The 25,307-nt window shown below is 72.5% G+C and carries 22 protein-coding genes; 9 read left to right on the forward strand and 13 right to left on the reverse strand.

The features are described 5' to 3' along the window. Window positions 1-13 precede the first annotated feature (13 nt). Genes ACGFIG_RS26600 through ACGFIG_RS26610 form a run of 3 tightly spaced genes read right to left on the reverse strand, consistent with a single transcriptional unit; the run spans window position 14 to window position 3,076 of the window. On the reverse strand, window positions 14-616 hold the full coding sequence (locus tag ACGFIG_RS26600; protein WP_393007333.1) for a cysteine hydrolase family protein: 603 nt from the start codon (window positions 614-616) through the stop codon (window positions 14-16). Between the two features lie 11 nt (window positions 617-627). Further along, the gene (locus ACGFIG_RS26605) at window positions 628-2,712 is read right to left on the reverse strand and encodes a glycogen debranching N-terminal domain-containing protein (RefSeq protein ID WP_393007335.1); all 2,085 of its coding nucleotides are present in this window, start codon (window positions 2,710-2,712) and stop codon (window positions 628-630) included. After that, window positions 2,705-3,076, reverse strand: coding sequence for a hypothetical protein (locus ACGFIG_RS26610; protein WP_393007337.1), 372 nt, complete (start codon window positions 3,074-3,076; stop codon window positions 2,705-2,707). Before ACGFIG_RS26610 ends, ACGFIG_RS26605 begins: the two co-directional genes overlap by 8 nt. Window positions 3,077-3,310: 234 nt before the next feature. Between ACGFIG_RS26610 and ACGFIG_RS26615 the strand changes: the two genes are divergently transcribed. From ACGFIG_RS26615 to ACGFIG_RS26625, 3 genes are all read left to right on the forward strand, one after another. Further along, complete coding sequence (locus tag ACGFIG_RS26615) at window positions 3,311-4,072, forward strand: sulfite exporter TauE/SafE family protein (protein WP_393007339.1); 762 nt, start codon at window positions 3,311-3,313, stop codon at window positions 4,070-4,072. 296 nt (window positions 4,073-4,368) lie between these two features. Beyond that, window positions 4,369-6,789, forward strand: coding sequence for a carbohydrate-binding module family 20 domain-containing protein (locus ACGFIG_RS26620; protein WP_393007341.1), 2,421 nt, complete (start codon window positions 4,369-4,371; stop codon window positions 6,787-6,789). Window positions 6,790-6,955: 166 nt separating this feature from the next. After that, a complete protein-coding gene (locus ACGFIG_RS26625) occupies window positions 6,956-9,427 on the forward strand; it encodes an ATP-binding protein (protein WP_393007343.1) in 2,472 nt (823 codons plus the stop codon). Window positions 9,428-9,490: 63 nt separating this feature from the next. On the opposite strand, the gene ACGFIG_RS26630 is transcribed toward ACGFIG_RS26625, so the two are convergent. After that, window positions 9,491-10,438: a trypsin-like serine peptidase gene (locus tag ACGFIG_RS26630; RefSeq protein WP_393007345.1), complete on the reverse strand. Its 948-nt coding sequence runs from the start codon at window positions 10,436-10,438 to the stop codon at window positions 9,491-9,493. Between the two features lie 195 nt (window positions 10,439-10,633). On the opposite strand from ACGFIG_RS26630, the gene ACGFIG_RS26635 reads away from it, so the two are divergent. Next, the gene (locus ACGFIG_RS26635) at window positions 10,634-10,885 is read left to right on the forward strand and encodes a hypothetical protein (RefSeq protein WP_393007347.1); all 252 of its coding nucleotides are present in this window, start codon (window positions 10,634-10,636) and stop codon (window positions 10,883-10,885) included. Between the two features lie 74 nt (window positions 10,886-10,959). On the opposite strand, the gene ACGFIG_RS26640 is transcribed toward ACGFIG_RS26635, so the two are convergent. The 3 genes from ACGFIG_RS26640 to ACGFIG_RS26650 all read right to left on the reverse strand — a co-directional run bounded on the left by ACGFIG_RS26640 (window position 10,960) and on the right by ACGFIG_RS26650 (window position 13,191). Beyond that, the gene (locus ACGFIG_RS26640) at window positions 10,960-11,289 is read right to left on the reverse strand and encodes a hypothetical protein (RefSeq protein ID WP_393007426.1); all 330 of its coding nucleotides are present in this window, start codon (window positions 11,287-11,289) and stop codon (window positions 10,960-10,962) included. 193 nt (window positions 11,290-11,482) lie between these two features. Next, window positions 11,483-12,064, reverse strand: coding sequence for an HD family hydrolase (locus ACGFIG_RS26645; RefSeq protein ID WP_393007349.1), 582 nt, complete (start codon window positions 12,062-12,064; stop codon window positions 11,483-11,485). Next, window positions 12,061-13,191, reverse strand: coding sequence for a helix-turn-helix domain-containing protein (locus ACGFIG_RS26650; protein ID WP_393007351.1), 1,131 nt, complete (start codon window positions 13,189-13,191; stop codon window positions 12,061-12,063). The genes ACGFIG_RS26645 and ACGFIG_RS26650 overlap by 4 nt, the downstream gene beginning before the upstream one ends. A gap of 504 nt (window positions 13,192-13,695) precedes the next feature. Here ACGFIG_RS26650 and ACGFIG_RS26655 point away from each other — a divergent pair. Both ACGFIG_RS26655 and ACGFIG_RS26660 read left to right on the forward strand, forming a co-directional pair. Continuing rightward, window positions 13,696-13,971 carry a hypothetical protein gene (locus ACGFIG_RS26655; RefSeq protein WP_393007353.1) on the forward strand — a complete coding sequence of 92 codons (276 nt, stop codon included), beginning with the start codon at window positions 13,696-13,698 and terminating at the stop codon, window positions 13,969-13,971. Continuing rightward, the gene (locus ACGFIG_RS26660) at window positions 13,968-14,141 is read left to right on the forward strand and encodes a hypothetical protein (protein WP_393007355.1); all 174 of its coding nucleotides are present in this window, start codon (window positions 13,968-13,970) and stop codon (window positions 14,139-14,141) included. The genes ACGFIG_RS26655 and ACGFIG_RS26660 overlap by 4 nt, the downstream gene beginning before the upstream one ends. A gap of 13 nt (window positions 14,142-14,154) precedes the next feature. Here the strand turns inward: ACGFIG_RS26660 and ACGFIG_RS26665 are convergent, their stop codons facing one another. Continuing rightward, entirely contained in the window at window positions 14,155-14,577 is a 423-nt protein-coding gene (locus ACGFIG_RS26665; RefSeq protein ID WP_393007357.1) for a winged helix-turn-helix transcriptional regulator, read from the reverse strand. A gap of 71 nt (window positions 14,578-14,648) precedes the next feature. On the opposite strand from ACGFIG_RS26665, the gene ACGFIG_RS26670 reads away from it, so the two are divergent. Then, a complete protein-coding gene (locus tag ACGFIG_RS26670) occupies window positions 14,649-15,560 on the forward strand; it encodes an SDR family NAD(P)-dependent oxidoreductase (RefSeq protein ID WP_393007359.1) in 912 nt (303 codons plus the stop codon). Window positions 15,561-15,582: 22 nt separating this feature from the next. Here ACGFIG_RS26670 and ACGFIG_RS26675 read toward each other — a convergent pair whose 3' ends face one another. After that, window positions 15,583-16,053, reverse strand: coding sequence for a hypothetical protein (locus ACGFIG_RS26675; protein ID WP_393007361.1), 471 nt, complete (start codon window positions 16,051-16,053; stop codon window positions 15,583-15,585). Between the two features lie 274 nt (window positions 16,054-16,327). Between ACGFIG_RS26675 and ACGFIG_RS26680 the strand changes: the two genes are divergently transcribed. Next, window positions 16,328-18,760: a M14 family metallopeptidase gene (locus tag ACGFIG_RS26680; RefSeq protein WP_393007363.1), complete on the forward strand. Its 2,433-nt coding sequence runs from the start codon at window positions 16,328-16,330 to the stop codon at window positions 18,758-18,760. 91 nt (window positions 18,761-18,851) lie between these two features. Here ACGFIG_RS26680 and dinB read toward each other — a convergent pair whose 3' ends face one another. From dinB to ACGFIG_RS26700, 4 genes are all read right to left on the reverse strand, one after another. Beyond that, window positions 18,852-20,039: a DNA polymerase IV gene (dinB, locus tag ACGFIG_RS26685; RefSeq protein WP_393007365.1), complete on the reverse strand. Its 1,188-nt coding sequence runs from the start codon at window positions 20,037-20,039 to the stop codon at window positions 18,852-18,854. Between the two features lie 110 nt (window positions 20,040-20,149). Then, the gene (locus ACGFIG_RS26690) at window positions 20,150-20,674 is read right to left on the reverse strand and encodes a GNAT family N-acetyltransferase (RefSeq protein WP_393007367.1); all 525 of its coding nucleotides are present in this window, start codon (window positions 20,672-20,674) and stop codon (window positions 20,150-20,152) included. Between the two features lie 218 nt (window positions 20,675-20,892). Further along, window positions 20,893-21,810, reverse strand: coding sequence for a hypothetical protein (locus ACGFIG_RS26695; RefSeq protein WP_393007369.1), 918 nt, complete (start codon window positions 21,808-21,810; stop codon window positions 20,893-20,895). Window positions 21,811-21,820: 10 nt separating this feature from the next. After that, window positions 21,821-22,177: a peptidase inhibitor family I36 protein gene (locus ACGFIG_RS26700; protein WP_393007371.1), complete on the reverse strand. Its 357-nt coding sequence runs from the start codon at window positions 22,175-22,177 to the stop codon at window positions 21,821-21,823. A gap of 244 nt (window positions 22,178-22,421) precedes the next feature. Here ACGFIG_RS26700 and ACGFIG_RS26705 point away from each other — a divergent pair, with 244 nt between their 5' ends. After that, window positions 22,422-25,286, forward strand: coding sequence for a BTAD domain-containing putative transcriptional regulator (locus ACGFIG_RS26705; protein ID WP_393007373.1), 2,865 nt, complete (start codon window positions 22,422-22,424; stop codon window positions 25,284-25,286). Window positions 25,287-25,307 lie beyond the last annotated feature (21 nt).

A 25,307-nucleotide genomic window follows, 5' to 3' on the forward strand; every position in this document is an offset into this window, starting at 1 on the left:
TCCCGCCGACGGCTCACCTGGCCAGGCGGTCGGCGACCTCGGCGGTGGTCACCACCTCGCCGAGCTGCCCCATCGTCTCCAGGCTCACCCGGTGGATGTCGTCGGTCGCGGCGGTGCACGCGTCGGAGACGACCATCGTCTGGTAGCCGTGGTTGACCGCCTCGAACACGGCGTTCATGACGGCGAAGTTGGTGGCGACGCCGGTGAACAGGAGGGTCTGCACGCCCCTGGCGCGCAGCACCGTGTCGAGTTCGGTGCCGAAGAAGGCGCCGAGCCGGACGGTGGTGATGACGACGTCGCCGGCCTGCGGCGCCAGCTCGTCGATGATCCGGGTCTTCGGCGCGCCGTCGAGGAAGGCCTGCCGTTCGGGGTACATGGCGTGGCTGGGCGTGTTGGGGATCAGGTCCGGGTATCCGGGCCGGTAGGCGACCCGCGTGTAGACGACGAGGCCGCCGCCGGCGCGTACCGAGGCGGCCACCTGCGCCGCGTACGAGGCGACGCGGTGCCGGGCGACCTGTTCGGCGAAGTAGGGGCCGAAGAACCCGCCGGGGCTGACGATCTCGTGCTGCCAGTGGACGCCGACGACGGCGGTCCGGGTCGGGTCGAGTCCTCGCATTGTCACTCCCGTCACGGGGCGGAGAGTTGCTGCGGCGCCGGCTGGTAGCCCCGCCCGCCCGCGCCGGTCGGCCCCCGGCCGTACGCGTCGAGGCGCCCCCACCGCCCGGGAATGTCCAGCAGCGCCACGAAGTCGAGATTAGCGGGCAACGCGGGCCTGTTCACGAGGTCTTCGCCGACCGGGTGCAGCCCGAGCATGGTGCGCAGCAGCAGCGGGGTGGCGCCGGCGGACCACGCCTGCGGGCTGCACGCGGTCGGGTAGTTGACCGGGTACTTGGTCTCGTCGCGGCTGTAGCCGGCGAACGCCTCGGGCAGCCGGCCGTCGTAGAAGACCGCCGCGTCCAGGATCCCGGCGGCGATCCGGGCCGCCTCGTCGGCGTACCCGTAACGGCGCAGCCCCCAGGCGATGAACGAGTTGTCGAACGGCCAGATCGTCCCGACGTGGTAGCCGATCGGGTTGTAGCGGCCGGAGCCCTCCGCCAGCGTGCGCACCCCCCAGCCGCTGAACAGCGCGGGCGACATCAGGTGGCGTACCAGGGCGGGAGCCTTCGGCTCGTCGACGATGCCGCTCCACAGCAGGTGGCCGATGTTGGAGGACAGGGCGTCGACCTGGCGGCCGTCACCGTCGAGCGCGAGGGCCATGTAGCCCCCGTCGGCGACCCAGAAGTCGCGGTTGAAGCGCGACTTGAGGTCCGCCGCCTCCCGTTCCAGCCGGTCCGCGTACGCCGGGTCGTGCCAGATCGCCCGGGCGAGCCGGGCGGTGCGCATCTTCGCGTCGTACGCGTATCCCTGCAACTCGCAGGTCGCCCTGGGAAAGCCGGGCAGCCGCCCGTCGCGGTACGAGATGGCGTCCCACGAGTCCTTCCAGCACTGGTTCTCCAGGCCGTTGCGGGTGTTGCGCCGCTCATAGGAGATGTAGCCGCTGCCCGTCAGGTCGGCGTAGTGGTCGATCCAGTCGATCGCCGCCCGCGCCTCCTGTTCGACCGAGCGGACGAGCGCGACGTCGCCGGTCCAGCGTTCGTACTCGTCAAGCAGCACCAGGAACAGGGGAGTGGCGTCGGCGCTGCCGAAGTAGGGGGTGTGCGGCGTCTCCTCGAACACGCTCATCTCCCCGTACCGCATCTCGTGCAGGATCCGGCCGGGCTCCTCCTCCCGGAAGTCGTCGACCCGGCTGCCCTGCCGCAGGGCGAGCACCTTCAGCGTGGTGGCGGCGAGATCGGGCGCGAACGGCAGCGTCTGGAGGCTGGTGAGGATGCTGTCCCGGCCGAACAGGCTCATGAACCAGGGCAGCCCGGCGGCCGGCACGCTCCTGTCCTCGGCGAGGAAGGGGGTGAACCGCAGCGCGGCCAGGTCGATGAGGCTGCGCCGGTACGCGCCGCGCAGGGGCTCCCAGCTGGTTTCCAGCCGGGGTGCCTCCGCCAGCCACCGCTTCAGCCGGCGCTCCTTGTCCCTGGGACGCGTCGCCCGCCCGGGGATGGCGAGCCGTTCCAGCCCTCTCGGCATCGGCAGGTCCGGCTCGGCGGTCAGCCGGGTCCGCCAGTGGCCGTACGGTTCGAGGTGGACCTTGATCGTCAGGCCGTCGTCGTCCCACTCGGCCGGCGTCGTCGCCGAGACGATCGTCTCCCGCCGGAAGCGGTCCCGCTCGTAGCCGAGGACGAGACGGCCGTCGTCGACGCGCCGGTAGTGCCGGCCCTTCTTCCGCGCCGTCGCGTCCTTGACCTCGAAGATGTCCGCGAAGTCGGCGTCCACCTCGACCCTGACGGTGAGGTCGACCGGCCGGCCGTCGTGGTTGGTGATGCTCAGGTCCTCGTGCAGGCCGGAGTCGAGCGTGTGCACCCGGCGCACCGACAGCGTGCTGTTGACGTAGACGTCCTGCCGGCCGGGGACCAGGTAGAACCGGTTCTCGAAGTAGTGGATGTCGTCGATGGCGAGGGTGCTCAACCGCTCCCCGTCGATCGTCAGCACCCACTTCGACAGCAGGCGCGTGTCGTGGGCGAACAGGCCGAGCGGGGTGTCGGGTGACGGCAGGACGTCGCCGGCCCGGTCGCAGACGATGAAGGTCGTGCCGTCGAGGATGCCCACCTGGTCGTCAGCCATGCCCACCGTCCTCGTGTCGAGGCCGCTTGGACGTGGGTGGCGGGGGGAACAGCTTCCGGACCGTCGCGAAGATCCGCGGGCTGCCCGCCACCGACGCCTCGCCGCGCAGCACGGTGGTCAGGAAGTACGCCTCGCCGCTGGCGATCCGGTCGAACACCGCCCGGTCCGCCTCGACGACCGCCTCACCACCGGTCGCCTGCTCGCAGACGCTGATGTCGCCCTTCTCGATCAGGACCAGCCAGTGGTCGGTGCGGCCGTCGTGGCTGATGTCGAAGCGCACGCTGCCCTCGTCGACCGCCCGCAGGCGGCGGTCGTGGCCGCGGCGTGCGAGATCGTGGAAGAACTCCTGGGTGGCATCCGCCATCGCGATCCCTCCTCACCGGCCACCTTCTTCCCCGGAGCGTCGCTGTCACCTCACCCGGAAGGGGTGAACCTCGCCCGCTGCGCAGCCCGACCGCCCGTGCCGCCCGGCCGTCCCGCCGCCCCGCCGCCCGGCCGACCTGCCCGGTCGCCGGCCGACATCCGCGGCTCCGGTGCCGTCGGGCGGCCTGCGGGACACCCGCCCGGCGGCCGGGCAACGCCACTAGCCTGGGATCCGATGGATCCCATCCAGGCGACGCTGCTCGTCGCCGCCGGTGTCGCCACGGGCGCCTTCAACGCGGTCGCGGGCGGCGGTTCCCTGATCGGCTTCTCCGCGCTGATCGCGGTCGGCATACCGCCGCTCAGCGCGAAGTTCACCAGCACCGTCGCCGTCTTTCCCGGCAACGTGGCGAGCGTCGCGGGAGGTTTCCGGGACCTGCCGCCCGGCCCGGACATCCGCAACGTCCTGCCCGCGGCGGTCCTCGGCGGGGTCCTCGGGTCGGTGCTGCTGCTGGTCACGCCCACGCGGGTCTTCGACATGCTCGTGCCGTTCCTGGTGCTTGCCGCGTCCGCCATCCTCGCTGCGCAGGACCGACTGGACAGGCTGGTCCGCAGCTCCGCCCTGCGGCAGGGGCGTCCGCACCCGGCGACGTTGCAGGCGTCCATCGGGCTGGGCGGCCTCTACGGCGGTTACATCGGCGCCGGATTCGGCATCGTCCTGATCGCCGTCCTGGCGTTGCTCCAGCGTGAGGCGCTCACCCGGACGGTCGCCATGAAGAACCTGCTCTCGGCGGTCATCTCGTTCACCGCCGTCGTGCTCTTCGTCCTCTTCGGCACCGTCGACTGGGTGGGGGTGGCACTCCTGGCCCCGGCGACCGTCGTCGGCGGCTTCGTCGGGGCACGGGTGCTCCGCCGGCTCCCCGGTGGTCCGCTCAGGGCGGTGGTCGTCGCGTTCGGGGTGATCTTCGGGCTGGTCCTGCTGGTCCGCAACGTCCTGTAGGAGGGCCGGAGCACTGCGACGGCCCGCCGTGCTGGCCGGTCACTCCGAAACGGTCCGGGCTCTTGCAAGTACTTGCAGGCTGTGACGTCGACGCTCCAGTTGGGCTGTCGGCTTCGCGGCTTTTGATGCTTGTCGCCGTACTCAGCCGTGATCAGCGGCAATGTTGCCATGAAATTTCGAGAAGTTTGCTGCAAGGTATTGCAGAGGCTGCCGGCAATCGAGCATTGTCTTTGCTACCCGGACGGCCGTCCCCTCCCGTCAGTGCCTCTTCGTCCCCGGAAGTAGGTCTTTCTGTCATGGCCCGATCGAAACCGCCCCTGCGCGCCCGCATCTCCCGCCTGTTCCTCGCCGTCGCCGTCGTCGCGTCCGGCGCCACCCCGGTCGTGGCGACCGCCGCCGCACCCGCCCAGGCCGCCGCCGCGCTCAACGACAGCGAGGTGACGGCCAACCTGTGGGAGTGGAACTGGAACTCGGTCGCCGCGGCCTGCACCGACCACCTCGGCCCCGCGGGCTACGGCGCGGTCCAGGTCGCGCCGCCGCAGGAGTCGGTGAGCCTGCCCAACAGCGCCGACGGGGTGCACCCCTGGTACGAGGTGTACCAGCCGGTGTCCTACAAGCTGGACAGCCGCTTCGGCAACCGGCAGCAGTTCGCCGCCATGGTCACCGCGTGCCACGCCGCCGGCGTGCGCGTCTACGTCGACGCGGTCGTCAACCACATGGCCGGCGTCAACAACCCCGCCGGCACCGTCGGCTACGCCGGCACGACCTTCACCGGCTACGACTACCCGGCCGTGCCCTACGGCTACGGCGACTTCCACCACCCCGGCGACAACTGCCCGACCTCCGGCGGCATCACCGACTGGAACAACGAGTCCCAGGTGACCAGCTGCGAGCTGCTGTCCCTGTCGGACCTGTACACCGAGAAGGAGCAGGTCCGCAACAAGATCGCCGCGTACCTCAACGACCTCATCGGCCTGGGCGTCGACGGGTTCCGCGTCGACGCGGTCAAGCACGTCAAGAAGGACGACTTCGCGGCCATCCTCGGCAAGCTGAACAACACCGTCGCGGAGAACAAGCGCCCGTACGTCGCCCAGGAGATCTTCGACGGCGCCTCCAACGACGCGCTCAAGGCGCGGGCGTTCATCGGCAACGGCGACGTGCTCGACTTCGCGTACGCCAAGGGGCTGCGCTCCAGCTTCCAGGGCTCGATCGCGAACCTCGCCAACGTCGCGAGCTGGAACCTCGACGCGCCCAGCGCCAACGTCTTCGCCATGGTCACCAACCACGACCTGGAGCGCGACGGGGTGGTGCTGTCCTACAAGAACGGCAGCGACTACACCCTGGCCAACTACTTCGCGTTGGCGTACCCGCACGGCAAGCCCTCGGTCTACGACAGCTTCACCTGGTCGAACCGCAACCAGTCGCCGCCGGCCACCGGCACCGGCCACGTGACCGACACGGTCTGCGGCGCCGCCTGGACCTGCCTCACCCGGTCCATCGGCATCAAGGGCATGGTCGGCTGGGCCAACACCGCCCGCAACGTCAAGACGGTCTCGGACTTCACGGTCGTCAACAGCAACGTGATCGGCTTCCACCGGGGTGACCGCGGCTGGATCGGCATCAACGACTCCGCCTCCGCCGCCACCGCCCAGTTCGTCACCGGCCTCGCCGACGGCGCGTACTGCGACGTGATCTCCGGCGCCGCCACCGCCGCCGGCTGCACCGGCGCCACGGTCACCGTGACCGGTGGCCGGGCCACCGTCACGATCCCCGCCAACGGCGCGGTCGCCATCCACGCCAACGCCCGCGGCGGCCCCGCCGCCAAGGTCGCCACCACGTTCACCGCCACCGCCTCGCTGCCCGCCGACCGGACGCTGCACCTCGTGGGTGACACCCCCGCGCTCGGCAACGGCGACCCGGGCGCCTCCGTGCCGCTCACGCGTACCGGCACCGGCACGTGGGCCGCGACGGTGGACCTGCCGGCCGCCACCGCCGTCTCCTACCGGTACCTGGTCAGGAGCGGAACGACGGTGGTCGAGCAGGAGGCCGCCAGCCGTACCTTCACCACCCCGGCCGGCGGGACGACCACCCGGACCGACACCTACGTGCCGGGCCCCGTCGGTGACACCGTCGCCACGACGTTCACCGTCACCGCGACCGTGACCGCCGGCCAGGAGGTCTACGTGGTCGGCAGCGTCCCGGCGCTGGGCAACTGGGCGCCGGCGAACGCGGTGCGGCTGCCCGCCACCGGCGGGGTGTTCCGCGGCGTGGTCGACCTGCCCCGGTCCACCACCGTGGAGTACAAGTTCATCAAGAAGACCGCCGCCGGGGCCGTCACCTGGGAATCCGGCGCGAACCGGAGCCTGACCACCCCGGCGGGCGGCAGCCACACCGTCACCGAGACCTTCCGCGGCGACACCGCCGGTCCGGTCGCCACCGCCTTCCACGCCACGGCCACCACCTCCTTCGGCCAGAACGTGTACGTCGTCGGCAACCTGCCCGCCCTCGGCGGCTGGAACCCGGCGAACGCCGTCGCGCTCTCCCCGGCCGACTACCCGGTCTGGCGGGCCACCGTCAGCCTGCCGCCGAACACCGCCGTCGAGTACAAGTACCTGAAGAAGAACCCCGACGGCTCCGTCATCTGGGAGTCCGGCGACAACCGGACCTTCACCACCCCGGCGGGCGGCACCCAGACCCGCACCGACACCTGGCGCTGACCCACCCGGTGGCCGGCCCCCGCCCGGGGCCGGCCACCCGGCCCCGGGCGACCTGTCCACGGGCGGCTTGGAGCAGGCCCCACCCGGCAGCCGTCGCGGCGCGCGCAGGACATCGGGAACCTTCCATGGATTGGTAGGCTCGTCCGGCGCGGAGAGGTGCAGACGGATGAGCGAACCGGGCCGGGAGGCGCAGGAGGCGCTGGCCGGGTTCGTCGGCGAACTCAGGCGTCTCCGGCAGCTCTGCGGGGCCCCGTCGTTGAACACGCTGGTCGCCGTCTCGGCGTCGCTGCGGCAGCCGCTGGCGCGCTCGACGTTGAGCGACAAGCTCAACGCCAAGTCGCTTCCCGAGTGGCCTTTCGTCGTCGCCTTCGTCAACGCCTGTCTCGCGCACGCCGACCGGGCCGGGGTCCGACCGCCGGCCGAACTGGCGCAGATGAGCCACTGGGACGCGGCACACTGGCGACTGCTCAGGACCGCCGACGCCGCCCGCGCGGAGGACCGGCTGCGCAGCGCCGCCCGCACCCAGCTCGCCCGCCGCTCCGGCGACCGCACCGAACCGGCCAGCGGCGCCGAGCCGCCGGCACCGTACGAGCGACGGACGGACGCCCTCGACCATGTGACACCTCGGCAACTGCCGGCGGCCGTACCCCACTTCGTGGGGCGCCGGACGGCGCTCGCCGCACTGGCCGACCTCCTGCCGCACCGGCACGGTACGCCGGGCACGACGACGATCTGCCTGATCAGCGGCACGGCCGGGGTCGGCAAGACGACCCTGGCGGTCGGCTGGGCGCACCGGGTCGCCGAGCGCTTCCCCGACGGGCAGCTCTACGTCAACCTCCGCGGGTACGACGCGACCGGGCAGGCGGCGAGCCCGGCACAGGTGCTCCGCGAGTTCCTGGAGGCGCTCGGGGTGCCGGCGCAACGCGTCCCCACGGGACTGGACGCCCGCGCCGCACTGTTCCGTAGCCTGCTCACGGGCAGGCACGTGCTCGTCCTGCTCGACAACGCCGGCGACGCCGACCAGGTCCGCCCGCTGCTGCCCGGCTCGCCGGGATGCCTGGTGCTGGTCACCAGCCGTGGACACCTGCCGGGGCTGGTGACCATCGAAGGGGCACGCCCGCTGCTGCTCGACCCGCTGCCGCGGACGGAGGCGTACGAGCTGCTGTCCGGGCGACTCGGCGCGGACCGGGTGGAGAAGGAGCCGGCCGCGGCGGACCGGATCGTCGGCGCGGCGGCGGGCCTGCCGCTCGCGCTCGCCATCGTGGCGGCACGGGCCGCCGCCCAGCCGGGCCTCGACCTCGGCCGGCTCGCGGACGAGCTGACCGAGCCGGGGAGTCTCGACCGGTTCAGCTACGGCGACGCGGCCACCGACATCCGTACGGTCTTCTCGTGGTCGTACCGCAACCTGGACGCGACCTCGGCACGGGCGTTCCGGCTGCTCGGCCTGCACCCCGGGCCGGACGTCTCCGTGCCGGCGCTCGCGAGCCTCGCCGGCGTGCCCGTGGCGCAGGCGGCTCGGAGCGTGGCGACGCTCGTCCGCGCGAACCTGGTCAGCGAGCCGACCCCGGGAAGGTACGTGCTGCACGATCTCCTGCGCGCCTACGCGGCCGAGCTGGTCACCGCGCACGAGCCCGGGCACGTACGCCGGGAGGCGCTCGGGCGGCTCCTCGACTGCTACCTGCACGCCGCGCACGCCGCGGACCTGCTCCTGTACGACCAGCGGGACCCGATCAGCCCCGCCCCCGCCCGGCCGGGCACGGCGGTCACCCCGCTCACCGACCGGGCGGCGGCGTGGCGCTGGCTCACCACGGAGCACCGGGTGCTCCTGGCCGTCGTCGGCCTCGCCACGGACACCGGGTTCGACACGCACGCCTGGCAGCTCGCCTGGACCGTCAACACGTACCTCGATCGGCTCGGGGCCTGGCAGGAGCAGCTGGTCGTGCAGGAGCGGGCGCTGCTCGCCGCGTCGCGGATGGCCGACCGGGACGGCGAGGCCCGCGCCCACCGCAACCGGGCCGTGGCCTGCCTGCGGCTGGAGGACTACGACCAGGCTGACGCCCACCTGCGCCGCTCTCTCGGGCTCTACACCGAACTCGGCGACGCGATCGGCAGCGCTCGGGCCCACCTCAACCTCGGCATCCTGGCCGAGCGTCTCGGCCGGTACGAGCAGGCCCTGCACCACGCGCAGCGGGCACTCGACCTGTTCACGGCGGCGGGGAACACCAACGGGACGGCGAACGCGCTGAACAACATCGGCTGGTACCACAGCCAGCTCGGTAACTACCCGCAGGCGCTTGAGCACTGTACGCGGGCGCTCGTCCTGCAACAGCAGGTCGGCAACCGGTACTGGCAGGCGCACACCTGGGACAGTCTCGGCTACGTGTACTACCGGCTGGAGCAGCAGGGGGAGGCGATCCGCTGCTACGACAACGCGCTCGCGCTGTGGCGGGAGGCGGCGGAGCGCTACTACGAGGCGACGACGCTCACCCATCTCGGCGACAGCCACCGCGCGGCCGGTGCGCCCCAGCGCGCGTACCGCGCGTGGAGCGACGCGCTGGAGATCCTGGAGCAGCTCGGCCACCTCGACGCCGAGCAGGTCCGGGAGAAGCTGGGCGCCGCGCCCGTACGGTCCCGCTGACCGGCGCGCTCCCGGGGCGAGGGCCTGCCGGCATCCGCCCCGGGAGCGCCCGGTGGGAGAGGGTCAACGCCATTGCATGAAGTTGTTGATGACGGGCGTCGTGATCCGGGTGACGACGTTGTTGGTGGCCCCGGGTCCCGTGCCGTACGGGCCACTGGCGAGGATCCCCAGCACCGCCGGGTTCGGGCAGACGCAGGGCGGTGGCGGCGGGCACGGGCACGGGATCACCAGCGGCGGCCGTGTCGGGCACCAGTCGTCCGGGTCGGGGGTGTAGAAGACGGGGCTTCCGTCCTGCCCGCCGACGAAGGGATGCCGCACGTAGAAGTGGTTCAGGGCCTCGGCGCGGATGAAGTCCTTGCTGGCCCACTGTCCGGGCCGGTCGACCGGGTATCCCTGGGTCGTCGTGCAGGACCCGGTCGCGGGTTGGGTCGGGTAGCCGAGGCCGAGCCAGCCGGTCCGCGCGCCGATCGTGCAGTTGAGCTGCACCGCCCCGTAGTTGTAGGTCGGGTCGGCGGGGGTGGGGGCGTAGATCGAACCGGTCCAGCCCGAGGGGGCGAAGAGCCGGACCGCCGCGCACGAGCCGAAGGGTGCCGTCGTGCCGTCGTGACCCGGGTACGCGACGACGTTCGTACGCCAGGAGCCGAGCGTGCCGCCGGAGTGCACGCAGTGGCCGGCGGTGGCGACCGTACGCTCGCTGATCATGAAGCCGGTGCACTGGCCTCCCGCGAACGTCAACCGGACGGTGGCGCTGGCGGGAAACGTGGTGGTCGGGGTGACCGGCACCCGTGTGTCGGGACCGAAGATGGCGTTGGTGCCGACCGTGGAGGTGGCGTCGGCGACGGCGCCGGTCACCTGGGCCGTCATGCTCGTGGGCCGGTGGCCGGACTGGGCCGCGTCGGCACTGGCGGGCCGGTCCCGGGCCGTCGCGGCAGCCGCCGGCCCCGCCGGAGGCGCCGCGGTACCGACGACCACGGCGGCGAGGGCTACTACCGCCCATCTCTTTCTCAGCATGGCTCTCCTCTGGCCGGACGGGGCTGTCCCCGCGCGTACGCCTGTGTGGACCAGGCTGCGGACACGCCCCGCTGTCCGGCCGATTCCCGGACACCGGACCTCCGGCCGGACACCGCCGGGCCGCGACGGACGCCGCCGGCGGGCGGGCGGGCGGGCGTACGACGCTCGCGGGCGCACGCTCGCGCGGTGGCAAGCATGGCTGCCGATGGACGGGACCTGGCACGCGTTGCGCGCCACCGCGCTGCCCGAGGTGCGCCGACGCGCCGTGGCGTCAGCGAGCTGACCTTCGACGCGCCGACGACGGTCGACGGCGCGCAGCGCTTCGCCTGGCGCGACAACGCCGGGCAGTCGACCGTCTGGCACTTCCTCCCGGACGGGCGGTTCATCGACGCCGACGAGGGCGACGAGATGGCAGCCGTCGGGGAGATCTTCGCCCGTCACGCCTGACCGGAGCGAAGCGGCGTGCAGGAATGCCCCGCCGGTGCGGCGGAGCCGGTCATCCGTCTTGCGCGGGGCAGACCTCAGGCCGCCGACGCGGTCCTCGGGTGCGGCTGGGTGCGCTGCGCCGTCCTGCCGGAGGCCAGGTCGGAGCGGCTCTGGCCGCCGGCCGGGGCCACGGCGCGCGGCGCGGACTGCCCCGAGTCGGCCCGGGCCATGTGCAGGGCGCGCTGGGCGTTGTTCCACGCCGGGCAGGGCCAGGCCTGGCCCGCGCAGAGCAGGTTACGGCACCCGCCGTCGCCGTCCGGCTCGTGGGCGTCGGCCACGTCCAGGGCGAGCTTCCACAGCAGCGGGTCGGTCACCTCAGCGGGACGGTCGGCCTGACGGTCGGACCGGTCGGTGGTGTCGGACACGAGTTGATCCCCCTTGAGCGCAGGTGCGATCTTCACCTTCTCCAGTTTCCATGCAGGTGAAACCTCGGCACCCCTCCCATGCTGCGCAAGTGGGCGCCGACACGCCCGCAGCCGGGTGAGCTAAGACACATCCGCATCGTCCAACCGCCGGTGCCACCCGCGCGATCCCGCGGTTCCCGCCGGACGAGCTGCCCTACTCGGGCTGCCTGGGAGGGCTCAGCCAGGCGAGCGGTTGTCCGGCCAGAGCGGCGTCGGCGAGGCGGTGGGCGGATCCTGTCTTCAACGCCGCGCGGGAACTGTCGATCCAGCGTTGGACGTCGCCGACGCCCTGGTGGCGATATTCGACGGCTTGAACGAGACATTCGAGCTTGTCGGCGTCGCGGGCGACGACGGATTCCAGGGTTTCGCCGGCCTCGTACTCGGCGACGGCGGCCGCGATGGTGTCGGCGACGACCGGCGGGCAGGCGGCGACCTGGTCGGCGGTGACGGTGGTGTTGGGTACGGCCGTCAGGTACCGCTTGGCGATGTGCGGGATGTCGGTGACGCGCGTCTCCTGAGTGTCGTGCAGGACGCAGAGCATCGACACCCGGGCGGGGTCGGCGCCCTCCATCGCGGCGAGCATCATGCCGATGAGCGCGGTGCGGAAGGAATGCTCGGCGATGGACTCGGGCTGTTTCACGCCGGCGAACCACCAGCCGGTGCGGGCGGCGCGCTTGAGTACGCCAGCTTCGAAGATGAAGCTCATCGCGCCGGCGGCATCCTGGTCGTCTCTCATCTGCCCATCCCTGTGCCGCTGAGTCCGTCGGTACGCAGGCTGTAGACGATAGACGTCAGGTCCCGCCGGGACTGCGGGGAGACCCGGTCGCTGTCGAGGAGCAGGGTGCTGCGTTCCACGAGAGCACGCCCGGTCTCAGGGTTGTCGAGGGCGAGGCCGCGTCGGGCGGTGAGCAGTGCCCAGAGATTGTGGATGTTGAGGTCGACGCATGGATGGTCGGCGTCGAGGCGGCGGACCAGGTGACGGAGCAGGCGGGATCCTCTCCAATCGGTCAGGGACATCGGCATGAAGGAGTCGTCGCCTTGCCGATGCGGGATCTCGCCCACCCAGTATGCCGAGTAGTTGAGGGCGGAGCGCTCGCAGGTGTCGTCCGGGTGGGCCCGGGCGATGAAGTCCCGCAGTGGTTCGGAGTCGCCCTGGTTCGCAAGGGAGGTGGCAATCGAGCGGACGTCAGGCCACAGCGGCGACCAGGTGCGGAAGGACATCGCTCGACTGGCCCTTCGGTAACTGCCCTCGGTGAGCCAGGCGGCGGCAGCACCGGTCGGGTCTGCTCCGGCGAGGAAACAGGCTTGCCGGTGCAGGAGGACGGCCGGGTCGCGTCCGTTGCCGGCGCGGTCGGCGAGCACGTGCAGGTTCGCGAAGAAGAGCCGCTGTTGAGCAACAGTCAGCAGGGGACCCGGGGCAACGGGCCCGCGCCTACGGTGGGTGGTGCGGTGCCCGCTGAGAAATGTGGGTGTCTGGCCGATTGCCGCCCACAGGATGAGGTCGGTCAGGCGCTGGTTGAGTACCGACCAGCCGAGAGGCTGCTCGGCGACAGCCATCCGCTCCACCCTGTCGTCGAGCACCGCGGCGAGGATGAGGTCGGCTTCGGCCGCGTCGTTGACGGCGGCGAGCAGGCTTCCGTCCGCGCCGAGCCTACGCAGCTTCCTAAGCGTCATGACGGCCTGTCCGAGCGCGATGGCGCTGAAAGGGCGCCGTCCCGACTCCCAACTCTGCACGGTCGCCGGGTCGACGGCCAACTCGGTGGCCAGCTGTTCCTGCGTCATCGGAATGGACTCTCGGATCACCTTGATCAGGTACCCCGTCACCCCGCCGCGCTGGGGCGTGGCCCGTCCCCGACCTGCCATCCGACATCCCTACCTTGACCGGTGGTCGATGTTCCGTCTCCACTCACTGCCGGTGCGGGCCGCTTGGCCTGCTCACGCGTACTGCGAGTGGGTTCAGGGGGCCGCTGTCGGGATCGTAGCGTCGTAGCTACCGAACGTGTTCGAGCCGGTCCCGATTCTCCGAGTCCGGCCATGTCGCGCTGCCCGACGGAGGGAGACGGCCTTGCGACCCAGCCCGCAGCCTGCGCGTAGTGGCGAGGGAAGACGGTGGCGACATGTCGCTTACGACGAGTACCTGGCCGCCGTAGCGATGACTCTCGCCCGCAGGCATCGGCCGGTGTGGTCGTGGCGACGATGGCGGCGCGTGTGTCGATGTGGGGGAGAGCTGCCGTGCCGGGCACTGCACAGGGTTCCGATCAACCGGGGGCACTGGCCGCGAGAGGAACAGCAGTGACCGACTGGGGTCGGGAGCGTTCCGTTGGCTTGGCCGGTTCCCTCGGGCCCGTACCAGACCTGGTGAGCGGGATGGGCGAGCGGACGGCGGGCGTGGTTGGTGGCGGCACGCCCGCGCAGCTCGGTCCGACGACGCCGCACTGGCCGGTGCCGCCGGACTGGGAGTGCGGTGGGTGCGCTTCGGATTGGTCCTGCCTGACGCGACGGCGTGAGTTGCGGATGGAGTTTGCCGACTCCCCGGTTGCGCTGGCGTTCCACCTGGATGCCCAGTTGGTGCGTGCCATGCATGATCTGGGCGATCTGCCTGCCGAACACCTGCACCGGCGTTTCCTCGGGTGGGCGCGGTGAGCATCCTGCGCCGTGGGGACGAGAAGTTCCACTACAGCGACGGCTCGCACAGGTGGATCCCGCCCGATCCCGACTACGACCAGGAGGTCTGGGACGAGCAGGTCCGTCAGCACAAGGAGGGCCACCTGAGGAACGAGCGGCCCGCCGTACGCGTTCAGCGTCTCGTCTGAGCGCCGGGGGCAGCTAGGTGGCGCGGGGCGGGACGTCGTTGGCGCGCCTGCTGGCCGCGATGCTGGGTTGATTCGCGATCGCCCACTCGGCGAGGGCCGAGAGCGGCTTCAGCAGCGACCTGCCGAGAGGTGTGAGGCTGTACTCCACGCTGGGCGGTATCGTCGCGAAGACCTCCCGGTGGACCAGCCCGTCCACCTCCAGTCCGCGCAACGTGCGGGTCAGCATGCGTTGGCTGATGCCTTCGATGCCTCGGTGGAGTTCGTTGAACCGATGTGGTCGTTGACCGAGCAGCACCACGACCAGCACCGTCCACTTGTCGCCGACCCGACGCAGGACGTCGGTCACCGGGCACTGCTCGTGCTCGTCGGCGGGGACCGGGCTCGGCAGGACGGTGTCGAGCGGGGCGGGCACACCGGTGTTCGTTGCTGACAGCAAACTGCCTTCTTCCACGATCCTGACCACTTACTGATGATGGAGGTACTTACCAAGAGTAACTAGGAGAATTGATGGTCAACGGGCAGCAGGGCGACACGGATCCCGACCAGACGGATCGGACCGTTGTCGTCACCGGCGGCAGCGACGGCATGGGACGTTCGCTCGTCCTCGGCCGAGCGGCACGCGGCGACCGAGTTCTCGCCGTCGGCAGCAACCCGGCCAAGGGCGAGCGACTGTTGGCCTCCGCCAGGGATTCGGGGCTGGGCGGCCGGATCGAGTTCCTGGCCGCCGACCTGAGCACGATCGCGGGCAACCGGGCAGTGATCGAGCACGTCACGGCCAGGTACGAGACGGTCGATGCCCTGGTGCTCGCGGCGAACCGCCAGCTGACGCGGCGGGTCGAGACGAGCGACGGCTTTGAGTCGACCTTCGCCCTCTACTACCTCAGCCGCCACCTCCTGGGCCACGGGCTCATGCCCGCCCTGTCCGCCGCCGCGCACCCGGTGATCGTCAACATCGCCGGGGTCGGGCTCAGTTCCGGGCAGATCCACTGGGACGACCTTCAGCTGCGGCGCCGCTACCGCACCATCGCCGCGCAACTCCAGGCCGGCCGCGCGAACGACCTGCTGGGCGTCGCGATGGCGGAACGGTTCGGCGAGCGCGTTCCCTACGTCCTCTACCATCCCGGGTTCACCCGCAGCGGGACGTCCGCGATGGAGCAGATGAACCCGTTGACCCGTACGGTCCTCAGGGCGCTCGCCGCGGTCGCGGCCCGGCCCGTCGAACGGGCCGTCGCACCGGTCCACGGGTTCGTCGACTCGCCCCCCGGGGTGCCCCTGACCGCCGTGGACCGTGGCAGGCCGGTGCCGCTCGACCTGAGCACTCTCGACCCGGCTGCCGCGAGGTGCCTCGCCGACACGACGGCCAGGATGCTCGCCGCAGCCGATCCGACGCCGACCGCGCGCGGGGACGGCGCCCGGTGAGCCCGCGAACGCCGTACGGTCGTCACTCGGGGGCGTGCGGGCGGCGGCGCATCCGTACCGCCGCGACCGCGGCGACGATCAGCAGGATCGCCAGCGCGGGCCCGCCCGCGATGAGCATGAGCCCCGCTCCGATGTTGGCGCCGATGCCGCCAGCGGTCAGCACCCGCCAGGCGAGGCCGAGCAGGACGCCGGCCACGACGAGCGGCGTCAGCACCCACCACCACCGGCGGTCGAGGCGGCGGCGCGCGGTGGCCCGGAGCAGCCAGGCGAGGGCGAGGACGACGCCGACGCACGCCAGGACGCCGACGATACGGTCTCCCGCCGTACCGAGGCTGACCGGACGGATCGCGTAGTCCAACTCGACGCCCTCGGCGGCGAGTCGCCGGGCCTCGTCGCCGGTCAGGTCACCGATGAGCCACCAGGCGGCCACCGGGGTGCACAGGACCAGGATGAGCGCGATGAGCGGAAAGGTCGGTCGGTGCTGCGTCGTCATGCCTGTGCCTTCTTCCGGCGATCTTGTCCAAGCTGCTCGGGTAAGTATGTGGGTGGCCCCCGGGCCGGCCCTGAGCACGCCTACTCACCGCTTCGCCGCGCGCGGGCCCGCGGCTCGGCCGGCAGCACGCGCGGCACATCGACAGGGATTGACATGCCAGTTTCCGGGCGTTGAGGATGGCGTCGTGGCGCGCGACCGACGGGCGGAGCCGCACCCGGGCGGCGCCTCGGCCATCCCGTTCCGGCCGCCCTGCCGAGACCAGAAGGGCGGACACATGCGTGATCTCCTGGCTCCCCGGTGGCGACGCCGCCTACCCGTCCCGGCCGCGTTGGCCGCCGTCACGGCCGCGGTGCTGCTGGTCAGCCCGGCCTCGGCCGTCGTGCCCGCCGCCGCGCCCCCGGTCGAGCTGGTCCGGGTCGCCGACGAGGAGGCCGACGTCGTCGAGGTGCTGCTCGCCGGCACCACCCAACTGGACGCCCTCGTCGCCACCGGCGTCGACCTCGACCACCACGTCACCCGCACCGAGGACGGCGTCGTCGCGCACGCGGTCGTCACCGCCACCGAGGCGACGGCGCTGACCAGGGCCGGCTTCACCCTCGGCAAGGTGTTGCACCGTCCCGCCGACGCCCGGGCCCGGATGGCGGAACGCGAGGCGACCATCGCCGGGCACGTCGCACAGAACCGCCAGTTCGCCGCCGCGACGGCCGGCCCGACCGCGTCCGCCGCGTCCGACGTCAGGATCATCCGGGCGGACTACTACACCTCCGGTACGAGCCAGATCCTCTCCGTCGAGGCGAAGTGGGCGCAGGGCCAGACGGCCCCCGACGCGCTCACCGTCGAGCGGGACAGCGGGCCGGGCACCGAGATCGGCTCCGGCGGTACGCAGACGATCTCGCGCTTCGTCGACGCCGGGGTCTACCTCTACCACCGGGGTGCCGCGACGGTGACCAGCCGGCCCGACCGGATCCGGATCACCAGCCCGACCGGCGACGTGGCCGTCGCGCAGGTGCGGGAGTGGCTGCCGACGCCCGGCGACGGCCCCGAGGGGCCCGGCTACCAGAAGGACTTCGTCACCAGCTACCTGACGCCCACCGAGCTGTACGCGCGGATCCACCAGCTGGCGGCCGAGTTCCCCCGGCTGGCCGAGATCGTCGAGCTGCCGTACAGGACCAACGGCTACCGGCGGCACGCGCAGGCCGTGCTGGGCACCGCCACCGACAGCCGCGTCGCGGTGGACTCCCTGACCTGGGGGCACGAGGGCGGCAACGGCATCTCCGTGGAGCTCGCCGACCCGGGCGCCGCGGACGTGCCGCTGTCGGTGACCGTCACCGGCCCGGCCGTACGGGTCACCTTGGGCACCGACGGCGACGGCGCGGTGAGCAGCACCGCCGCCCAGGTCGTCGCGGCGCTCAACGCCGGGGCCGGGACGCTCGTGCGGGCGTACACCTATCGCGGCAGCCCGGGCACTGGCGTGGTCGCGCCGGCCGCGTGGACCCCGCTCAGCGACGGCCTGAGCGCGCCGGCGAGCGTCTCGCGCGACCCGCATCCGGTGTACGCCATCCGGATCGGCAAGCACCGGGACGGCTCGAAGCTCGGCGTGCTCGCCTACGCCCAGGAACATGCTCGCGAGTGGGTACCCCCGCTGGTCACCGTCGAGACCGCCGAGCGGCTGCTGCGCAACTACGCACACGACGGGCAGACCCGGCAGCTGCTGGACAACCTCGACATCTGGATCGCCCCCTCGGTCAACCCCGACGGCGGCCACTACTCGTTCTACGACTTCAACTCCCAGCGCAAGAACATGACCAACCATTGCCCGACGACCGGAGCGGCCGACTTCCTGGCCCGCAACTCCTGGGGCGTGGACAACAACCGCAATTACACCGAGTACAGCCTCTTCGACGGCTACTCGGGGGCGTCGGCGAGCTGCACCAGCGGCACGTACGCCGGCCCGAGCGAGCTCTCCGAGCCGGAGAACCGCAACCTCGACTGGCTGGCCGCCCGCCCCAACATCCGGTTCTCGATGAACCTGCACTCCTCGGGCAACTACTTCATGTGGTCGCCGGGCGCGTACGCGCTGCCCGACCGGGTCTCCGCGCCCCGCCCGACGCTCGCCGAGGAGTCGGCCTTCTGGGGCGCCTCGTCGCGGATCCTGGCCGCCATCAAGCGGCACCGCAACATGGCGGTCACCCCGGCGCGTACCGGCCCGATCTCCGACGTGCTCTACTCGGCGGCCGGCAACTCCGGCGACATGCTCTGGTACAAGTACGGCATCTACGCCTGGAACTTCGAGGTCGGCACCTCGTTCCAGCCGGAGTGGGACGAGGCGCACGAGGAGGCGCTGGAGTTCGCCAACGGCCTGGTCGAGCTGATGCGGGTGGCCCGGGACTTCGCCAAGGACCGGACCCGGCCGCGCAGCACGCTGACGGTCGCGCCGAGCGCGACGCCGGGCATGGTGGATGTGACCTTCTCCACCAGCGAACCGGCCGCCGTCTTCTACACCCTCGACCGCGCCGCCCCCACGTACGCGTCGACGCTGTACGGCTCGGCGGGCATCCGGGAGGGCGGGGAGACACTGACCGTCCCGGCGGGGACGCGGATCCACTGGTTCTCGGTGGACTCGGCGGGCAACGTCGAGAACAACTACCGCCCCGACGGCAACGGCCGCAACTACCGCAAGGGCACCGCCGTACCGCCGGGGAGCTGACCCCCGGCGACCCCGCCGGTCACCGCCGCCCGACGGTGGGTGACCGGCGGATGCCCACGGCTCGGCACGCCTGCGGTCACGGCACGGCGGCTCAGTCCGGCAGCATGGGCATCTCCAGGCCCGGCTCCCGCCCGAGCAGCACCGCCCGGGTGAGCGCCGCCGACCCGAACCGGTCGCGCACCGCGTCCACGGCCGCGTCCAGGTCCGCCCCCGGATCGCGTTCGAACGGCAGTGGCGGCTGGACGGGGGAGTCGTCGAGGTTCCCGACCGACACGCCGAGCAGGGTCACGCCCCGCCGTTCGATCTCGGGCAGTGCGGCCCGCAGCAGCGCCCGCGCCGCACCGAGTAGCGGGGCCGTGTCGGCGGTCGCCTTGGTCACCGTGTGCGAGCGGGTCGCGCGAGTGTAGTCGCCGAAGCGCAGGCGCAGCGTCACCGTCCGGCCGGCCCGCGTCGCGGCCCGCATTCGCCGGGTCACCCGATCGACCAGGCCGGCGAGGATCGCCTCCAACTCGGCGGAGGAGTGCGGAACGGGGGCGAGGGCGTGCTGCGCTCCCATCGACCCGCGCCGGCGGCCGACCTGCACGGGCCGGGGATCGCGGTTGTGCGCCAGGGCGTGCAGGTGCCGGCCGGCGCCCGCGCCGAGCAGCGAGACCAGCGTCGCCTCGCCGAGGCGGGCGACCTGCCCGACGGTACGCACCCCCCGCTCGCGCAGCTTCGCCGAGGTCACCGGCCCGACACCCCACAGCCGCTCCACGGGCAGCGGGTGCAGGAACGCCAGTTCACCGTCCGGCGGGACGACCAGCAGGCCGTCGGGCTTGGCGACGCCACTGGCGACCTTGGCGAGGAACTTCGTGCGGGCCACGCCCACGGTGATCGGCAGGCCGACCCGTCCGCGTACCTCACGGCGCAGCCGGGCGGCGATGTCGGCGGGCGGACCGACCAGCCGCCGCAGGCCGCCCACGTCGAGGAACGCCTCGTCGATGGAGAGCCCCTCGACGATCGGGGTGGTCCGCCGGAAGATCTCGAACACCGCGCGGCTCGCCGCCGTGTAGGCCGCCATCCTCGGCGGCACGACGATCGCCTCGGGGCAGAGTCGCCGGGCCTGCCGGCCACCCATCGCGCTGCGTACGCCCCGGGCCTTCGCCTCGTAGCTGCACGCGAGGACCACGCCGCCGCCGACGATCACCGGTCGGCCGCGCAGGCGCGGATCGTCGCGCTGCTCGACCGACGCGTAGAACGCGTCCAGGTCGGCGTGCAGGATGCTGGCCTCGCGCGACACGAACACATGTTCGCACGCAGACCCGCGACTGCGGCACTGACCTGCCCGAACACAGCCGGGCGAGCGTCCCCGGAGGCACCCGTGGCCGTGCGACCGACGGGCGCGGCGGTTTACAGCTCGTCAAAGGGGCGGGCGTAGCGGAACCCGCCGCGGATCGAGGACCGCCACGCGCTCAGCGGGCGGGCCATGAAGTATTGCGGCCCCCACGGCTGCGGCGGCGTGACGCCGAGGTCGACCGCGGGGCGGAACCCGAAGCGCGGGTAGTAGTCGGGATGCCCGAGCAGCACCACCAGGGCCTCGTCGCGCGCGTCGGCGGCACCGAGCACCGCGTGCATCAGCGCGGAGCCGACCCCGCGCCGCTGCCAGGCCGGCAGCACGCCGAGCGGGCCCAACCCCAGCGCGACCGGCTCGCCGGCGACGTGGCCCCGGGTGCACACGACGTGCCCGACCACCCGCCCGGCCTCGTCGGCCGCGACGAGGCTGAGGGCCGGCAGCCACCCGCCGTCCGTCCGCAGGGCGTCCACCAACCCCGCCTCGACAGGTACGCTGTCCGGCTTCGCCGGATCGGCGAAGGCGGCCAGGTGCACCGCCCGGATCGCGTCGACGTCGGCAGGGGTCTCGCGTCTGATCAGCACGGCGCCACGATAGGTGCGGCGGCCTCCCCGGTGCGCGCCATTATCGGCGTGGTCGCGCCGGCCGCCTGCGCCGCGTCCGCGTCTCGGCGGCAGCGGTCCGGGCGGTGGTTGTCACTCGTGCCGCCGCCGAGGACCGCTCCCGTCGTACCGCCGAGGTGACCTCGACGGGTCGCCGTTCGTCGAGGTCACCTCGGCAGGTCCGGTTGCGCCCGCCGGCCTCAGCGCGGGGTCGCTCCGGGCGGCGTCGTGACGCGTCGCAGCGCGTCCGCCCGCAGCCGTCGGAGTTCACCGAGTTGCTCCTGTCGGGGCGTGTCCAGGACCGTGGCCTCCGCGCGGCCCTGTGCCGCGCGGACGACCTCGACCATGCCGGTCTCGTCCTGGCAGGCGGCGTCGGCCGTGGCCGTGGCGAGTTCCTGCCTGACGACCGGCATCAGGTCGGCGCGGTCCTCGGCTGCCCTCTTGAAGGCGGCGTCGATCCGGCCGCGCGCCTCGTCGAACGTCCGGGACGGTTGCCCCGCCCGTGTCATGCATGCCGACCAGGCGGACTGGGCGTGCACGAACTCCGCATCCTGGTTCACCGTCTCGACCACCCGGTTGGCCAGCACCTGGAACGTGTCGTACAACCGTTGCCAGTCGGCGCCGTACAGCGTGGCGGTGGCCTGATGGGTGCACCCGTCGCTGTTGTAGAACATCTCGTGGTCTTCCGGGAGTTGGACGGTCACCCGGTGGGAGTCGGTGCCGAGCAGCGCCGCATTCCACGCCGGCGACGACGTCGACCCCGGAGCCGGCCGCGTCGCGGCCTTCGCCTCCTCGGCCAGGGAACTGGTGATCCGGTATCCGTCCGTCCTGGCCTGGTGCCTGCTGAGCAGCCCGTAGGGATTGAGGTCGCGCAGTCGCGTCGCCGGCGAGAGCGGGACCTGCTGGTACGCGAACCCCCTGTCCCGCATGCACCGGGTGACGAGTTGCTCGTGCGCGTCGTGCAGGGCTGAGCTTTCGGCGCTGGTGAAGTACGTGACACCGTCCAGGGGCCGGGGGAGTTCCACCGGGGCGGTGGTGTGGCCGGGTGCGCTACCGCACCCGACCACCCCCAGCAGGACGGGAAGCAGGACCACCCGCGCCCATCGCTGCGGATTCATCTCAGGGCGCTCAGTAGAGGCACCACCTGTTCGAGCCGACGTGGTGGTACAGGTTGCTGCCCAGCCGCCGCCAGCCGGTACCCCGGTTCAGGTTGTAGGACGGCGCGCGGTACCCGGTGTTGTAGTAGACGGTGACGTTGCAGGAGCCGCCGTTGTTGTAGAGCGAGGCGGCGTTGGCGAACTTCGTGTACTGCAACAGGTTGGTGTTGTCGCCGTAGACCGTGCCGGGCGCGCCGCCCCAGTCGTACTGGGTGTACGCGCACAGCGCGCCGCTGGGGCAGGGGTCGGCGCTGGCGGGCGTGGCCGTGAGCGTGGTGCCGAGCACGGCGGCGGAAGCGAGCACGGCGAGCGAGGAACCGACTCGCACGGCCCGTCGTGCCGGACCTTCGGTCCTTTGTGGCATGAAACACTCCCTTTCGGACTGGCATCGACGCCACCGTTCCCGTCCGGGTGCGGTACGCCCGTCCGGTGGCTCCAGCTCTGGTCCGCGTCGGTGCTGGCTGCTGACCACTCGATGATGTGGCCGGGTCCTTGGTGCCGGGCTTGGTGCGTTCTTGGCGCGGCCTGTGTTGTCATAGAGCCCGGTGAATGCGTTGTCGACGGGGGCGTTGATGGACATTCGGCTGCTCGGGCCGGTGGAGGTCTGGGCCGGCACGCACGGGCTGGACATCGGGCCACCGCAGCGACGTGTCGCCCTCGCCGCCCTGGCGCTCGACGCGGGCCGTCCGGTGTTGACCGAGACCCTGATCGAGCGGATCTGGGGCGAACGGCCGCCCGCCCAACCGCGTGCGGCGATCCACGCCCACATCGCCATGATCCGGCGCCTGCTCCAGGCGGCCCACGCCGCCGAGGAGAAACAGCCGCCCGTGACCCTGGTGCACCGCGGCAACGGCTACGTGTTGCGGGCCGATCTCCAGCAGGTGGACCTGTTGCGGTTCCGCGCACTGGTCGGCGCGGCCCGGCGCCGCCCGGACGCCGAGCGGGCCGCGCTGCTGGGGGAGGCCCTGGAGCTGTGGCGGGGCCCGGCCCTGGCGGACCTCTCCGGCGAGTGGCCGGCACGGATGCGCGACGGTTGGGGTCTGGAACGGCTGGACGCCGCGGTGGACTGGGCGCGGACCGCCCTCAGGTTGGGCCACCATGCCCGGATGATCAGCCGGGTGCGGGCCCTGCTGGACGACTATCCGGTCGCCGAGCCGCTGGCGGCGGTGCTGATGCGGGCACTCGCGCGGGCCGGCCGCCTGTCCGAGGTGTTCGACTGCTACGCGACGCTGCGGCAGCGGCTGGCCGAGCAGTTCGGCGTCGATCCCGGGCCGGAGCTGCGGCAGTTGCACCAGGCGGCCCTGCACGGCGACCTCGACCAGGCCGGCCCGCAGACCGACCCCGATCAGGCGGCCCCGCCCGGCGAGCCCGATCAGACGACGCTCCCGGCCGAACCACGCGACCGGGCGGTGCCCGCCCAACTGCCGGCCGACGTGCGCGGCTTCAGCGGCCGGGGCGACGAGATCGACCAGCTCGACCGGATCCTGCACACGGCCGGGCGCCAGGTGACGTCCGGTGTCGTCGTCGCCGTCTCCGGCACCGCGGGGGTCGGCAAGACCACGCTGGCCGTACGGTGGGCGCACCGCGTGGCCGACCGGTTCCCCGACGGCCAGCTCTTCGTGAACCTGCGGGGATTCGCCCCGGGCGGATTGCTGGGCCCCGCCGAGGCGGTCCGTGGATTCCTCGACGCCCTCGGCGTACCGCCCGACCGGATCCCGCCGGACCTGCACGCGCAGGCCGCCCTCTACCGCACCCTGCTGGCGCAGAAACGGGTCCTGGTCGTGCTGGACAACGCCCGCGACGCCGACCACGTACGGCCCCTGTTGCCCGGCACCTCGACCGCCATGGTCGTGGTCACCAGCCGCAGACAGCTCACCGGCCTGGTCGCCACCGACGGCGCCCATCCCCTCACCGTCGAGCTGCTGTCCGCGACGGACGCCGCCCGGTTGCTCACCCGACGACTCGGGCCGGAGCGGATCGCGGCCGAGCCCGAAGCCGTCGAGCGGCTCGTCACGGCCTGCGCGCGGCTGCCGCTCGCCCTGGCCGTCGCCGCCGCCCGCGCCGACGAGACCGGCTTCGCGCTCGGGGTCATCGCCGACGAACTCGAGCAGGCCGACCACCGGCTGGACGTCCTCGACACGGGTGATCCGGCGAGCCGTGTCCGGGCCGTCTTCTCCTGGTCGTACCGGGCGCTCCCGCCGGCGGCGGCCCGGCTCTTCCGGCTGCTCGGGGTGCACCCCGGTCCAGACGTCACCGCGTCCGCCGCAGCCAGCCTCGCGGCCGTCCCGGCACCGCGGGCGCGGACCCTGCTGGCCGACCTGACCCGCGCGCACATGCTCGCCGAACACTCCCCGGGCCGGTACGCCCTGCACGACCTGCTGCGCGTCTACGCCTGCGAGCAGGCGCACGCCGAGGAGCCGGGCGCCGAACGCGCCGCGGCGGTGCACCGGACGCTCGACCACTACCTGCACAGCGCCCACGCCATGGACCAGGTGCTGGATCCGCACCGGGACAACGTCGCCCTCGACCCCTGCCGACCGGGGGTGACGATCGACGCCCCCGCCGACTCCGCTGGCGCACTCGCCTGGTTCGAGGCGGAGCGGCCCGCGATACTCGCCGCCCTCCGCCAAGCCGTGGCGGCCGGGGCGCACGCCCGTACCTGGTCGTTGGCGTGGGTGCTGGTGACGTTCTTCGACCGGCAGGGCCACTGGCACGACCTTGTCGCGACCCAGCGCGCCGCCCTGCAAGCTGCCCGTCGCCTGCCCGACGGGTCACGGCAGGAGGCGTACGTGCACCGCTACCTGGGCCGGGCGTTCACCCGACTCGGCGACCACGGCCAGGCGGAACGTCACCTCCGAGGCGCCCTCAGGGTGTACGCCGACCTCCGCGATCCGGTGGGCCAGGCCCACACCTACCGCGGGCTGAGCTGGATGGATGAGGGAGCGGGACGGCTCACCGACGCGCTGCGCAACTCCGAGCGCGCCCTGGAACTCTTCCAGGCCGCCGACCACCGGGCCGGGCAGGCGGACAGCCTCAACGCCGTCGGCTGGTACCGGGGGCTGCTCGGCGACTGCCAGGGCACCCTGATCTGCTGCGGTGAGGCCCTCACGCTGCTGCGCGAACTCGGCGACCGGTACAGCGAGGCGGCCACCCTGGACAGCCTCGGCTACGCCCACCACCACCTCGGGTGCTTCGCCCGGGCCGCGGACTGCTACCAGGCGGCCGTCGACCTGCTGCGGGAGACCGGCGATCGGCACCACGAGGCCGAGGTGCTCGTCCACCTGGGCGACAGCCACCTCGCCGGCGGTGCGGCCACCGCCGCCCGTACGGCCTGGCGGGCGGCGCTGGAGATCCTGCTGGACCTCGGACACCCCGACGCCGACGGCGTACGCGCCAAGCTGCGGCTGTTGCGCGGCAGCGCCGACGCGCACCGCTAGACCTCCACCGCGCACCCACCT

This window comes from Micromonospora sp. NPDC049048 (genome assembly GCF_043197615.1).
Taxonomy (GTDB): domain Bacteria; phylum Actinomycetota; class Actinomycetes; order Mycobacteriales; family Micromonosporaceae; genus Micromonospora.